The following is a 13758-nucleotide window of genomic DNA, read 5'->3' on the forward strand; positions in this document are numbered from 1 at the left end:
ATATTTCTAAGAAATGGACAATGCCCATTCGCGATTGGAAACCCGCCCTTAATCGATTTGCTATCCTCTTTGAGGATCGTCTCCACATCTAGCTTCTAGACTTTACACAAAATGCTTGACAGTCTCTCTCTAACCAATATTTTGACCCAGATATTCTTCGCCAAGTAACAACTCTTGTCGCTATTCTCAGTAGCATTATCATCAATACCATATCCAACTTTTTCCCTGCTGATGGTTTAGATATGGCATCTCTATCAGATGAACTTTTTACTTCTGTTCAGATTCTTCCAGCCAACTATGCCTTCGCCATTTGGGGATTAATTTATCTGAGTCTAATCATCTTTGGCATTTATCAAGTTCAACCATCTCAGCGATATAATCCCAGACTACAGCGCAGTGGCTACCTACTAGTATTTGCCTGTATAGCTCAATGTACTTGGATTTATCTATTTCTCGCTCGCCTCTTTCCATTATCTGTAATTGCGATGTTAGGAATTTTGGTTCCTCTAATTTTAATGTACCAAGCTCTCCATCTCGATTATCATCTCATTTCTCTGAAAGAAGAATGGTTTATCCGTACTCCTATTAGCATATATCTTGGTTGGATTACTGCCGCTTTTGTGGTGAATGTGTCCGTGACACTCTACAGTCTCAACTGGAACGGATGGAATATTGCTTCTCCAATATGGACAGTGATTATGATGACGGTTGCTACGGCGATCACTAGTTTCGTCATTGTTAAATATCAAGACACTGTCTATGCGCTGGTGATTATCTGGACATTAGTTGCGATCGCTATTCGTCAATGGCATACGCCACTGGTTACTGGAATGGCAATATTAATGGCGATCGCACTAGTTCTATTATGTCTGATGGGCAACCGTAAACTCTCCAGCACAGTTCCAAAATATTGAAAACAAAGTTCAGAAAATAACAACGAGGATTCTCATGAACAATGTCGTTTTGGAAATCAAAAAACTTACTCGCTGCTTCGGCACATTTACGGCAGTTGATGCACTAACTCTTTCGGTCAACACTGGCGAAATCTTTGGGCTGCTTGGTTCTAATGGTGCTGGCAAGACTACCGCGATCAAGATGCTTACTACTCTATTACCATCTTCATCGGGCGCGGGTTGCAGGTTTCTCGATAACATCCCAGTCGGTATCTGTTCGGCGATCAATTGGTTATGTTCCACAGGGAGTCTCTGTAGATAGTTCGCTCACTGGTTACGAAAATTTGCTCATCTTCGCGAAACTCTACGACATCCCGCGCCGCAAGCAGGAGAAGCGTATCCGAGAGGCTTTAGAATTCATGAACTTGAGTGCCGATGGCGATCGTTTAGTGGGCGAATATTCTGGTGGCATGATCCGTAGATTAGAAATCGCTCAGTCTACTCTGCATCGCCCAAAGCTACTCTTTCTCGATGAGCCAACCGTTGGTCTAGATCCGATCGCACGGGATGCGGTTTGGAAACATCTCGTCGATCTCCAAACTAACTACGGCACGACCTTGTTTTTCACGACCCATTATATGGAAGAGGTGGAGAGCTATTGCGATCGCGTTGCGATTATGCGTTTGGGAAAGGTAGCTGCCATTGGTACTTGTAAAGAACTTGAAGCCTCTCTTGGCAACGGTAGTCACACACTGAATGAAGTCTTTGTCCACTATGCTGGCAACGCAATTTATCCCACATCCATAATGCCCAATTGGTTGCAAGCTATTTCTCATCTTAATCCATTAACCTACGTTGTCGATGCCCTCCGAACTTGTATGTTGTTTGGGAGTACAAGTAGTTTCGGTCTGCCTTTAGACTATGCAATTATCCTTATAACCACGATAATCCTAGTATTCCTTGGCTCCCAACTATATCCGCGTCTGGCAACGTAAAATCACAGTGATGTGACGGTAACAGTGTTAGATCTTAATGCCGTGACTGGACTATTCGAGCAAGAGGCGCTCTCTCTACTCAAACAAGATGGCTACAATAAACTGCCCTCGATTGAAACTCGTAATTTTTTAGCGATCGCTTGGAATAGTATTCAAGCTCCTATCTTCCTTTTATTAATTGGAAGTGGAGTTATTTTTCCAAAAGACAAGTGGCGGTGCGGAGTGCTGCCACTTGTCTTTTGGGTTTTTAGTTTACGTATTTGATGTATGATCCTTCGCTACTAAGAGCAACCTTCAACTGAAACGGTGTAGGTATTTCCGATCGCATTGAGACCACCAATAAATACATTGACTTGGTATGGGTTGCTATTGGGACGTGACCTGCCAACTAAGTTCAATGGGTGAGCGAACGTAACGCCAACATTTTCTTTTTTATAAGAAGTATCAGAGCTTTCATCACTATACTTCAGATTCAGTTCTAAATCATAATTAGCAATGTTTTCAGGCACGATGGTTGCTACAAACTGACTGAAAGATTGCTCGCTAGGTACGGCGAAATCCGTATTCCAGTTATTATTGGTTACTAGAGTACTAAAGGGGGAAACAGTTTTCTTTACGCTAGTACCGTTGGCTCCAATAACATTGAGTGCAGTACAGATTTGGGCCTGAGCAGAGGAGATAAAAGATAGACTGAGTAGTAGGAACCCAGACATCCCTAACAATCTTAGTCCATTAGAATTAATAAACATATGAAACTCTCTAAATTGTTGGTAATGCTTGAGATAACGCGATGTGCAACTAAAAGTCTGAAAACCATGATTTCTCGTACTACACTAATGAGTAGTTTGAATTTTTGGTAGCCTAAACCACCTCATAGTAATAGCTCACAAATAGTTGCACATCGCGTTGAGATAAGGAAATACTAGGATTAGAAGTTAGTGTTATATGTATAGCTGCCGCCAACTGTATCAGGACATAAAACCCGAAAGAGAGTTGCCGCGCGGAGCGCGGCAACTCTCTTTCGGGTTTTGATTTTGTCAAAACTGGCGGTAGCTATATTCTTCCTAATCCTAACCAGCAATAAAATTATGATTTTGCCAAAACTGCTTTTAACTTTGTCTCATCTTCATTGGATAAGGAAGTTTTGAGAACTTTACCCTCAAACTTGCTGAGGTCTTCTAGCACCTTATCTGAAGTGGCTTGTCTGACTAGGACAAAGATAGCAGAGGTTCCAGGTTCAATGGTACTGCCAACATCACGAATGAAGTTATCATCAATACCAATATCTGTAAGTGCTCCAGAAACCGCGCCAGCTATGGAGCCGACTGCCCAGCCTAAAAGAGGATTAAAGAAGATAAAGCCCAGCAAAATACCCCAGAATCCTCCACTTAATGCCCCAGTAGAGACAAGCTCTTGACTCTGTTTGATTTTTACTCCTCCTTCCTTGTTTCTAATTACGATTGCAGCATCTTCTAAATCAATAAGATGTTCCTGTTGTAGCTTTCGGAGTTGTAATATAACTTCATCGGCAGTAAACTCGTCTTTGAATCCGATCGCAATGAGAATGCTCATTTATTATTCCTGTTTATAGCTTAATGAGATTAGCTTTTTCTATTACTTCTTTACTATACAAAGACCTATGATTGATTTATAAGTGAGTTGATTGATTACATTACAAAACGTTTTAATGCCTTATTATGGTCTTGTTTTATGGCTTCCAACTTTTACCTGAATCAGATCGCCTTGCTTAATTTCTCAAACATGTTCTTACTCTCTTCCCAGTATCAAAATAGACATTAAAATCCAATAATTAACATTACGGCGCAGAGCGATACAACGTCTAATCTTTCACTGGGAAAGGAGTAGGGATTCTGAATTAAGTTCAGACTTAAGTTCTGAATTCAATTTAGAACTTAAGTCTAGAGTTGGGTAAATCATGGATTAAAGATTCCTATGGCAATAGTGGTGTCATGAGTAGCGATCGCAGTGACTGGCGAAAGTCTAAAGAGAGGTAACGCTGCTGAATCGGTTGCCAACTCTGCCAAAAAGCAGTTTGTTCCTGTTGTATTATCTGATTGACTGTGGGCAGCACTTTTGCCAAGTCAGCTTTCAAAACAGATTCTAGGAATTGATGCAAAACTTCGCAATCGTGAATTTGTCCCAATATTTCTTGAATATTCTTAAATTCTTCAATTCTCTCAAGAAATGAGTTTTCATAAAAGCCTGAAAAGAATTCTGCTTGGTAGCGAATCTCTTTGATTAGCTTCCGTAGATCGTGAAGATCTTTACCGAATTGCTCAAATTTTTGATTCAACCCTTCATAATTGCCAATGGGCATCAGAGCGGTATTCCTATGGTGCTTCTTTCTCAGATATAAATCCCATTATAATCTGCCTAATTCAGTTTGTATATTACTCAAGTGAATACCTATCAAATTTGAAAGGACAATATGGGCAATCCCGTTAAACCGATCGCGATGTTCTTTAGGAGCAAGCCCGATCGCCCACATACCTGCCGCGATCGCTGCCTCAACTCCCGCAGGAGCATCTTCCACCACAACACATTTAGCGGGAGCAATGCCGATTTGAGTAGCCGCATAGAGAAATAGGTCAGGTGCTGGCTTGGGCTTTTCCACACTGTAGCCATCCGCGATCGCATCCACTAGATCGGCTATTCCTAGCTTGGCAATTACGGATCGGGCATTTTTACTGGCGGAAGCAATTGCCATTTTTATTCCCGATTGTCTGAGTTCTTTTAATAGCTCAATTACCCCATTCAAAACATCCTTAGGAGTAATATCTTGGATGGATTGCCCATAGTAGCGATTTTTGCGATCCATCATTTCTTGCAGAGCCTCTTCGGAATAATGGCGATCGCCGATAATCAGCATCAGCGATTCTCTTCTTGCCACACCCCGTAACGCTTCATTTGCTTTACGATCGAAGGGGATCTTTTCTTCATCGGCTAACTTCTGCCAAGCCCGATAATGGAATTCGGCAGTGTCCGTCAAAACCCCATCAAGATCGAAGATAAAACCTTGAATATCAGGGATTTGAGAAAGTATGGGCGCTAAGTTGAAACTATACCAAGTGTTATGCCATTGCAGTTTGAATTTGAGATAAGTCCAAGAGTCAGGAAGATGTGGATTAGCCACAGGTTTATCTTCCTTCAGTTGAATGCCACCAAATCCAAAAACCACAGCTTGCCAGATCCCACCTGCGGAAGCTGCATGAATCCCATCGGAGGTATTACCGCGATTGTCTTCGAGATCGACCATGGCTGCTTGCATAAAGTGATGATTTGCCACAGATGACTCACCGAGATTAGCGGCAATGATCGCATGAATTGCCGAAGTCAAGGATGAGCCATAGGTGCTGTCAGTGCGAGGAGCGTAGTAGTTCCAATTCTTTTGCAACCAATCATGGCGATCGCTGAATTCGGGATTATCGCGCATCAGGTAGAGGAGCATTAACACATCAGGTTGCTTGAGGACTTGACTGTCATTGGTGGCATCCATGCCGAGAATTGATTGAATTGAGTGATCACGGGGGGCATAGGTGCTTAAGTCAATATCTTTAAGCTGAAAAAAACCATCACATTGTTCGATCATTTCTGCTTCTCGATCTTCACGATTGTAGGCAATATAGATGTGGGCGATCGCCTTTTTCCATTTTCGTAATTGCTCCGATGTCAGTTGTAGCTTTTGAGATAATTCAGCAGCCCGATCGGGGGACTTCTGCTGTAACCAATCATGGACTGCTACGGCTCTTTCTAAATGCCATTGCACCATACGATTAGTGAATGTATTGTTATTTACCTGCTCGTGGTATTCATCAGCTCCGATTACTCCACAGATTTCATAGCGTTTGAGATTAGCATTCCATTCCAATCGGCTCATCCAAAATATTGCCGTATCGAGAATGATCTCCGCTCCATAATCTCGCAGCCAGAGATCGTCACCCGTAGCTTGCCAATATTGCCAGACAGCATACACAATATCGGCGCTAATATGAATTTCGCGATCACGACACCAGATTCTGACCGCTTTGGCATAGGGATCGTTGGGCATAGACCAGAGTGGGGTTACTTCATCACCTGTTGCCGCGCTTTCCCAAGCGAATATCGCGCCTTTATAGCCACTATCAGTTGCCTTGCGCCTTGCTCCATCAAGGGTGTGATAGCGGTAGGTTAAAAGATTACGAGCGATCGCGGCTTGGGTGAAGGTAAAAAAGGGCAGAATAAAAATCTCTGTATCCCAAAAAATGTGACCTCGATAGCCTAATCCCGATAGAGTTTTCGCGGGAATACTGACGCGATCATTATGGGGAGATACGGCGATCAAAAGTTGGAACAGGTTATAGCGAACTGCCAACTGCGCTTGGACATTGCCACCAATCTCGATGTCACTATGTTCCCAAACTGAGATCCATGCCTGTCGATGTGCTTCTAGGAGCATTACATAGGATGGAAGTCCTGCTAATTTATCCTGAGCTGCTTGAACGGGATTCTCTGTTTCCTGAGATGTAAACAGGGTCACGAGCTTCTCAATGTTGATGGTCTGTCCCTCGACAACTTTAAAATTAGCGATCGCTGTGGGATACCCAGGGGTATTTGTTATTTGCAAATTTGCCTCGACATCAATCACAGCAAGTTTTGCCGCCATACCCAGTTCAATTCGCGAACCACGAGTCCGTACCTGTAGCCAAATTCCTTCACTATCGGATTGACGACTCGAAGCGTCGTCAATCCGATCTCGTTGATCGAGATCGCTCTCTTTCTCTATCTTGCCTTGATCTAATTGCTCCCAATGATTAAAACCCTGATTGTCGGAATAACCATTAATACTGGCTTGTACCTCAATCGTTCCCTTAAAATCAATGGCTGTGATCTGGCAGCGCAGACCTAAAACTTGAGGATCGGCAAAGCTAGCAAATCTCTCAAACTTTAGGTCTAGAGTATGTCCCTTGGGGCTACGCCAGCATAGTGATCGCGTCAGCAACCCACAACGCAAGTCAAGCTGACGTTCGTAATTGATGATTTCACCGCGATCGAGCCGAAATCGCTCACCATTCACAATCACTAGCAATGTCAACCAATCAGGGCAATTGACTAACTCCGTATAAACCACAGGCACATCATCATAGATCCCATGCACCAAAGTAGTTGGTAAAGCGTGGGGATATCCTTCCTCAAAGCTGCCTCGTGTCCCCAAATACCCATTACCGATGGTAAATACGGTTTCTCTAGAATGCAACTGTTCGGGATCGAATTGAGATTCGGTCAAAGTCCAATCTGTATAAATTAAATCAGGGGAGCTTGGCAAATCATGGGATCTTGTATTTTTCATGTTATCGCTGCATATGTTCTGCTAAAATCTGCTCGGCTCTGGGTTTGTAGAGCAAATAGAAGAGGGCTTCTAGATACCGTTTCCTTGCCTCACGATTATCTGAATAGATACAGTCCCAAAATCTGTAAATCTTCGCTAGCAGTAGGAGCTTTTGGGTATGATTTTGCCAGTTATATTGCTCTTGAATGCGTTGAATTGCGCGTTCAGAAATCTGAGCCCAGTATTCTTGATCTCGCTGACATTGATTGAGAAATTGCAAAATCTTTTTCGCAGTCCCATCTAAGTCAGTGGGGTTGATATGAAAGCCATTGATGCCATCTTGGATAATTTCTAAGGAACCGCCAAACTCAGTAGCAAAAGCGGGTAAACCAGAAATCATCGCTTCGAGAATGGTGCGCCCAAAAGACTCAAACTTCGCAAAATGTACAAAAACGCCTTGGTGATCGGCGATCGCTCGATAGATTTCTCCCATATCGCTATTGGAAAAACGCATACCTAACCAGCGAATATTCCCATGCAAATTATATTGATAAATTAGACTATGCAGTTTAGCAAGCTCCTTTGCTGCCTCGGAGTCGCTGACAGCCGTAACTTCTAAGATATCCGTAACTAAAATCAAATTACATTCTTTCCGTAACTCTAAGCTACGCCCAAAACACTCTACTAGACCAGTTAGATTTTTAATCGTAGCGATCGTTGCCACAGCAAGAATCGGGCGCTGATCGGGTTTAGCTAAATGTCCCAAAATATGCGCGTTTTCCTGATTAAAGAGTAACGATTGAATGCGGGTACGCTGTTCAAGATCGCGATTTTCGATTTGTTCATAAGGAAAGAATATTTGCTCATTCACTCCAGGCGGTACTCGGTTGAATCTGGGGCTGAACAGGTCAATGCCATTAGTGACATGATACAAGTTTGGCATCGTAAAGCATTGATAGGAATCATACTGACCAACGCTTTCTGGGGTTCCCATAATTTCTTGATAGGACGAAGTGATGATGAAGTCAGCCGCATTCATCCCTATTAGCTCAGCCGTAAATTGGGATGAAAAGTGATACTGAGAATCTAAATCCTGCCAGTAAAGATTACTGAATAGATGCTTCGGTTTTTCTAGGGAATGGGCAATTTGGCAATGGATGGCGTTGAGACGATTTGCTAATAGCGCAGCGACCAAATTTCCATCGCTGTAGTGACCAATGATTAAATTTGGTTTTCCGCCTAATTTGTCAATTATTTCTCTTTCTGCATCCACAGCAAAACTCTCAAGATAGGGCCAAATCTCAGACTTGGGAATCCAATTATCGGTTATGGCTGGATTGAATTTTTGAAAGGGTACGCGCAGAAACCAAGCATTGTCAGTGCCTTCAATCTTTTCCCAAGTAAGATCGCATTGTGTTCCTATGCAATGAGGAATAAGGCGCGTGAGAACGAGCACTTGAGGATGAATACCTACCAAATCCAGTCCCGCTTGTTGAATATTCATATGGAGTTGTTTTTCGATACTGCGGGCTTGCTCCAGTACATAAGCTGCTTGGCTGCGGGTTTCAGGTAGTCCCAACGTGCTCTCTTGACCTATCCAGCCATGAATGGAGATAGATACTACCCGAAAAATTGCTGGAACTCTCGATACGAAGGCATCTAAAATCGGAGGTTCGGGATCTTCAAGTAAATGATTGAGTAGTTCCATCGTTTCGCGAGCACGCCCAACGGTGTTCCCCCATCCTGGTTCAAAGCCTAGAGCTTGGAGTTTCAGATGAACTTTTGCATAGGGAAGATCCTCAGCCTCCTCACTTAAAAGCTTGAGTGCGAGCTTTACCTGTTTTTCTAGTTTGATTCCTGACTCAATTTGAGTATTGATCAGTAGCTGCATTCTGTCATGCTCAAGTATATGTAAAGCCATAAATAGCGCTTCTAACCAGTGCGAAAAATCGCTCATGAGCTTGTTGCATAGGTAGTTGCTAAGAAACATTAGTCCCTGCCCCATATTTCGTGGATCGCTAATGCGTGGAGATCCTTGATAGAAAGGCTTAAAGTCAATATTGAGAATGTGGGGCTGCTCTCGATCGACTTGGCGATCGCGCAGATTTAGTAGTTCATGAACATTCATCTGGGTCTCATGGGTGAGATCTGTGGTCAGCTTCCATACTTGCTGACTGCCAATCCAAGGACGTAGCACTAACCAAATACTCTTCTTATTTAAGTTATCATCTAATTTCTCATCTAAAATTAGTTCGTGGATGTAGTTGATCAACTGCCTTAAAGAAGAACTGTGATAGGCTTGAATTGGTTGTGATAATTGTTCACAAAGCTCTGTAAATGTTTGGAGAATCTCATTTCGGAGAAAATAGTGCTTTCCCTTGTCGCGTAAATTTGTAACTAGCTGCTGTAGAGTATTTCTCTCGTCACTATCTAAAATTGATTGGATTAGTTTATGCATATCCTAATTCCATAATTGGCGATCGCTCTAACTGAGTTGCTCTAATGTAGCTCTCTTTTAGGGGTCTATAGGGCAAATATGGATATCGGTTCGTAAAGCTTTAAGACGTTGTGATACAAGTCATTCAACTCATACATTCTATATACATTATTTCAGACATCTTTATAACATCTTGGTGTTAAGTAGTTCAGCATAAAAACGCCAAAACTAAGAACCAAAGAGTGTACTGACCGCTTACAGACGTTACGCTCTTTGGTTCTTGAAGTTTCCTTATGCCTAGACTCTTGCGGATAAAAAATGTTCTACCCAGCTATCTAGCTTCGACTCCGCTCAGCTAACATTGGCCTAGCGAAGTCAAAGCCACGGGTACTGGGAGCATCCCAATTAGGTAATAAGTATAAATATTTAAGAGAAAAGAGCTGTAAAATAGTAACAAATTAACCCGTCCAAGCAAATGACACCAGAAGAAAAAGGAAGACTTTAGGGCTGCGCGGCAAAATAAAGTACTAATCAATGAGGGAGAATCGTAACATCCCATTTGGGCAATAACTGGGAAGGAAGCCAGAAATCTTGGTACTGGAGCAAATCATCAGGGGCAACTTTTCTGTTCTTCTCATAGGTTCGAGAAACAAAATGGACTATTGGCTTAAGTCCCTTCCAAGTCATGTTTGCGACCCAATCTAGAGCTGATTCAACAGTATTAAATGACACGGCAATTGGCGGGGCGACAACGATCGACTCTGGGGTTAAATATGCTGTCGTTTACCTGATGACAGCTATTAATGAGATAGCTAGACGCTTATCCATCTATAGATTTGACGATTGATCGCTAGTTGTCGCGACAGCTTGCGATCGGTAAAAATGACAGAGTCGATCGCTGTCGCCACCCGCCAATGTCGCTGTCGTTTAATAGGGTTTTAATTCCTAGTTGTCGTAGCGTGTTGAGAACTTTGGGACTGGCGGACAAATAAAGTACCATAGAAAAGACATGGTAGCTAAAATTAAAAGAGAAAATGTTAAGCGAAGAAGTGAAAGAAACAATTAAAGATGCGGCGAAAAAGTTGACAGGATATCGAAAAAGAGACTTTATCGCCAAGGTGACAGAGGACTACTTTAATGGCTCAGCGAGAAAAGCGGAAAGTGTGATGGGATGGAAACGGACATGCGTGGAGACAGGACTCCATGAACGTAGGACAGGAATAATTTGTATAGATAATTACGGAGGGAGAGGACGACACAAGAGTGAAGAGAAACAGCCCAAACTAGAGTCAGATATCAAGTCATTACTGGATGGACAAACACAAGCAGATCCGAAGATGAAATCTACATTTGCCTATACGCAAGTAAGTGCCAGAGCAGTACGTGAAGCATTAATCGTCGAGAAAGGATATCAAAACGAGGAATTAGTGACCAGACAAACAATAGGCATAGTAATGAATCGATTGGGATATCGCCTAAAAAAATCCAAAAAAACAAACCCTTAAAAAAGATCCCTGAAACCGATGCAATTTTTGAGAATGTGCGACAAGCCAAGCAAGCATCTGCGGATAATATCAAGTCGCTCAGACTATCAATTGATAGCAAAGCTAAGGTAAAAATTGGCAATCTGAGTCGCAACGGCAAAGCGCGAAGCCTACAAGCAAAGACAGCAGACGACCATGACCATGTATGGACATCGGTATTAGTACCATTTGGGATTCTCAATTTACAGACGCATCAACTATCCATATATTTTGGTAGTTCGGCTGAGACTAGTGATTTCATCGTAGATTGTCTCAGCCAATGGTGGCAAGGTAACCGAGAGCATTATCAACATCTTGAGGAATTGATGATTGAGCTTGACGGTGGCTCAGCAACTCGCAGTAATCGATCTCAATTCATCAAACGTATTGTTGAACTAGCCAAGGAAATTGGTTTAAAAATTCGTCTAATTTACTATCCTCCCTATCACAGCAAGTACAATCCCATTGAAAGATGTTGGGCTGCACTAGAGAATTATTGGCATGGGGCTATTCTAGGTTCTGTTGAATCAGCTCTAGGTTGGGCTGCAAACATGACTTGGAAGGGACTTAAGCCAATAGTCCATTTCGTTTCTCGAACCTACGAGAAGAACAGAAAAGTTGCCCCTGATGATTTGCTCCAGTACCAAGATTTCTGGCTTCCTTCCGAGTTATTGCCCAAATGGGATGTTACGATTCTCCCTCATTGATTGGTACTTTATTTTGCCGCGCATCCCTTTCTGTTTGTGAATTACAGTAAATCTTTCCCCATCTTGAATAATATTCAAATAGCGAGCGATTTTTTCCAATAGTTCTTCATATTCTGCTTCTGAATGAGTATGGCGTAGTTCCTTTGCCCGATTTCTCAAATAAGCGATGCTCATACTAAATCATCAGATTTTATTTTTGGAGTTAGGGAGTTTGCTCGGCAATATGTAGCTGCTGACTTGCCGACTCAAACTTTGTCCAAAGAGCTTTGATTTGCTCGTAGGAATCTTCGGGAGAGATTTTGCCGCCCGTTTCTAAACTGGCAATATAGCCAACACGATTAGCAAATTCCTGTAAATTGTCGTTAAATAACAAGTTGTCAGGAGTGAATTGACCGTAATAACGCGATCGCGGACATAAAAAATTGTCTTTAGTGATCATTTGTTTCTGTGCTTATTTTTGTAGTAATGACATTAGCCAAAGTAATTTTCTTCATCTTCATCTTTGACCCTCTTCTGATAATCATCATTCTTTTTCAAAGTGGCTCTTCCTCTGTTCGCTACAACTGCCGATCCCGCTAAGTCTAAAGCTGCCAATCCTGCTAAGCCTGTAATTCCTGCGGCTATAGCAAGAATTATTTGATTGTTCCTTGCGGAGTCGATATCCGAAGATCGAGGCGCACTAAGTGTCAAGATGATGATGCTCAAGCAAAAAGATAAACTGGCGATCGCCACACTACCGAAAGAAGCACCGATGCCCACAATCAACACACGCTGCACTAAGGGCAGTGACTTGATAGATGCTAAATCGTCAGCAAATAGTGGAGTGTCTTGATCTGCGGTATCGTCTGATAGGAGTGGTGAACTGACCGAAAAATTTGATTTGCTTGTTGACTTATTGGGAGTTGTTTTACTCCGATCTGAATTCTCTATATTGCTTGCAGAGGATATTAGATTTGTAGGAATATCCTTTTTGACTTGTCCATCGATCATTGATGAAGCAGATGAAGCATTTAAATCGGTCAAGACTTCCGTTGCTGATTGGTAACGTTGCCTGACCGATGGTTGCAACAATTTATTGAGAATACTTTTTAGATCGAGACTAATCGGTTGTGGCAAATAGGCTTGCCATTTCCAGTCATTCTCTACAATATCATACAAATCAAAGGGTGAGGTTTGCGTTAATAAATACAGGCAAGTCACCCCTAAACTGTATAGGTCACTGGCAAAGATCGCTTGACCTTTGATTTGTTCGGGAGCCGCATATTCCACACTACCAATCATTGTTCCTGTATAAATCGGTCTGATGTTAACAAGTTGCTTAGCTGCGCCAAAATCAACCAAAACCAGTTGCTGATCGCATTTTCGCCGAATGATATTGTCAGGTTTAATATCGCGATGTACGATCTGGCGATCGTGGAGATATTGCAGGACAGGTAGCATCCCTTGCAAAACTTTTCGCACTTCTATTTCATGGAATGGAATCGCACCCGCAATCTCCTGTTGCAATGTCCATCCATCGATCCATTCTTGCACGATGAAACTTTCTCCATCCTGCTCAAAGTGATCCAGCAATTTAGGGATTTGAGTATGTCCTTCTAATTGAGCTAGTCGCTGTGCTTCTTGATCAAAGAGCGTTTGAATCTTTTGCCGATGAATTGAATGATTGGGGAGAAGCTGTTTGACAACACAGAGGAGTGGAGATTGCAATTCATCAACCGCTAGAAATGTCCTGCCAAATCCTCCTTCGCCTAAAAGATCGAGGATGCGATAGCGATCGCGGAGTAGATTGTATGAATTAAGAGGAAAATGATTGTCGCTTATCAATGGATAAACAGATGGATGTCTAGTGAGAGGTAGATAGGAGCAAATGTTCATGG

13 protein-coding genes and 1 pseudogene are annotated in these 13758 nt (G+C 42.4%); 6 read left to right on the forward strand and 8 right to left on the reverse strand.

Annotated features, from left to right (window positions below; genetic code table 11):
• Positions 1–242: 242 nt before the first annotated feature.
• The 4 genes from PseudUWO310_RS19375 to PseudUWO310_RS24025 are packed head-to-tail and all read left to right on the forward strand — an operon-like array spanning position 243 to position 2152.
• Positions 243–914, forward strand: a complete 672-nt coding sequence (locus tag PseudUWO310_RS19375; RefSeq protein ID WP_223805761.1) for a tryptophan-rich sensory protein — start codon at positions 243–245, stop codon at positions 912–914.
• Positions 915–948: 34 nt separating this feature from the next.
• Positions 949–1215 carry an ATP-binding cassette domain-containing protein gene (locus PseudUWO310_RS23690; RefSeq protein ID WP_143122126.1) on the forward strand — a complete coding sequence of 89 codons (267 nt, stop codon included), beginning with the start codon at positions 949–951 and terminating at the stop codon, positions 1213–1215.
• Complete coding sequence (locus PseudUWO310_RS23695; RefSeq protein WP_263363466.1) at positions 1181–1888, forward strand: ATP-binding cassette domain-containing protein; 708 nt, start codon at positions 1181–1183, stop codon at positions 1886–1888. The genes PseudUWO310_RS23690 and PseudUWO310_RS23695 overlap by 35 nt, the downstream gene beginning before the upstream one ends.
• A 24-nt stretch (positions 1889–1912) precedes the next feature.
• Positions 1913–2152 (forward strand): cation-transporting P-type ATPase, encoded by a 240-nt coding sequence (locus PseudUWO310_RS24025; RefSeq protein ID WP_143122128.1) that lies wholly within the window; start codon positions 1913–1915, stop codon positions 2150–2152.
• A 17-nt stretch (positions 2153–2169) separates the two neighbouring features.
• On the opposite strand, the gene PseudUWO310_RS19395 is transcribed toward PseudUWO310_RS24025, so the two are convergent.
• The 5 genes from PseudUWO310_RS19395 to PseudUWO310_RS19415 all read right to left on the reverse strand — a co-directional run bounded on the left by PseudUWO310_RS19395 (position 2170) and on the right by PseudUWO310_RS19415 (position 9672).
• Entirely contained in the window at positions 2170–2637 is a 468-nt protein-coding gene (locus tag PseudUWO310_RS19395; protein WP_143122129.1) for a hypothetical protein, read from the reverse strand.
• A gap of 337 nt (positions 2638–2974) precedes the next feature.
• Positions 2975–3460: a DUF1269 domain-containing protein gene (locus tag PseudUWO310_RS19400; RefSeq protein ID WP_143122130.1), complete on the reverse strand. Its 486-nt coding sequence runs from the start codon at positions 3458–3460 to the stop codon at positions 2975–2977.
• Positions 3461–3839: 379 nt separating this feature from the next.
• Positions 3840–4226 carry a CHAD domain-containing protein gene (locus PseudUWO310_RS19405; protein WP_143122131.1) on the reverse strand — a complete coding sequence of 129 codons (387 nt, stop codon included), beginning with the start codon at positions 4224–4226 and terminating at the stop codon, positions 3840–3842.
• A 45-nt stretch (positions 4227–4271) separates the two neighbouring features.
• Entirely contained in the window at positions 4272–7235 is a 2964-nt protein-coding gene (gene pgmB / locus PseudUWO310_RS19410) for a beta-phosphoglucomutase (RefSeq protein ID WP_143122132.1), read from the reverse strand.
• A 1-nt stretch (position 7236) separates the two neighbouring features.
• Positions 7237–9672 carry a sucrose synthase gene (locus tag PseudUWO310_RS19415; protein ID WP_143122133.1) on the reverse strand — a complete coding sequence of 812 codons (2436 nt, stop codon included), beginning with the start codon at positions 9670–9672 and terminating at the stop codon, positions 7237–7239.
• 664 nt (positions 9673–10336) lie between these two features.
• On the opposite strand from PseudUWO310_RS19415, the gene PseudUWO310_RS23040 reads away from it, so the two are divergent.
• Positions 10337–10498, forward strand: a complete 162-nt coding sequence (locus PseudUWO310_RS23040; RefSeq protein WP_190316081.1) for a hypothetical protein — start codon at positions 10337–10339, stop codon at positions 10496–10498.
• A gap of 3 nt (positions 10499–10501) precedes the next feature.
• Here PseudUWO310_RS23040 and PseudUWO310_RS23045 read toward each other — a convergent pair whose 3' ends face one another.
• A complete protein-coding gene (locus PseudUWO310_RS23045) occupies positions 10502–10651 on the reverse strand; it encodes a hypothetical protein (RefSeq protein WP_190316082.1) in 150 nt (49 codons plus the stop codon).
• Positions 10652–10988: 337 nt separating this feature from the next.
• Here PseudUWO310_RS23045 and PseudUWO310_RS19420 point away from each other — a divergent pair.
• Positions 10989–11881, forward strand: a pseudogene (locus PseudUWO310_RS19420) (ISAzo13-like element transposase-related protein).
• Between the two features lie 202 nt (positions 11882–12083).
• Here the strand turns inward: PseudUWO310_RS19420 and PseudUWO310_RS19425 are convergent.
• Both PseudUWO310_RS19425 and PseudUWO310_RS19430 read right to left on the reverse strand, forming a co-directional pair.
• On the reverse strand, positions 12084–12320 hold the full coding sequence (locus PseudUWO310_RS19425; RefSeq protein WP_143122134.1) for a hypothetical protein: 237 nt from the start codon (positions 12318–12320) through the stop codon (positions 12084–12086).
• 32 nt (positions 12321–12352) lie between these two features.
• Entirely contained in the window at positions 12353–13756 is a 1404-nt protein-coding gene (locus PseudUWO310_RS19430; RefSeq protein WP_143122135.1) for a serine/threonine-protein kinase, read from the reverse strand.
• Between the last annotated feature and the right edge of the window lie 2 nt (positions 13757–13758).

It is taken from the genome of Pseudanabaena sp. UWO310, assembly GCF_006861605.1.
GTDB lineage: Bacteria > Cyanobacteriota > Cyanobacteriia > Pseudanabaenales > Pseudanabaenaceae > Pseudanabaena.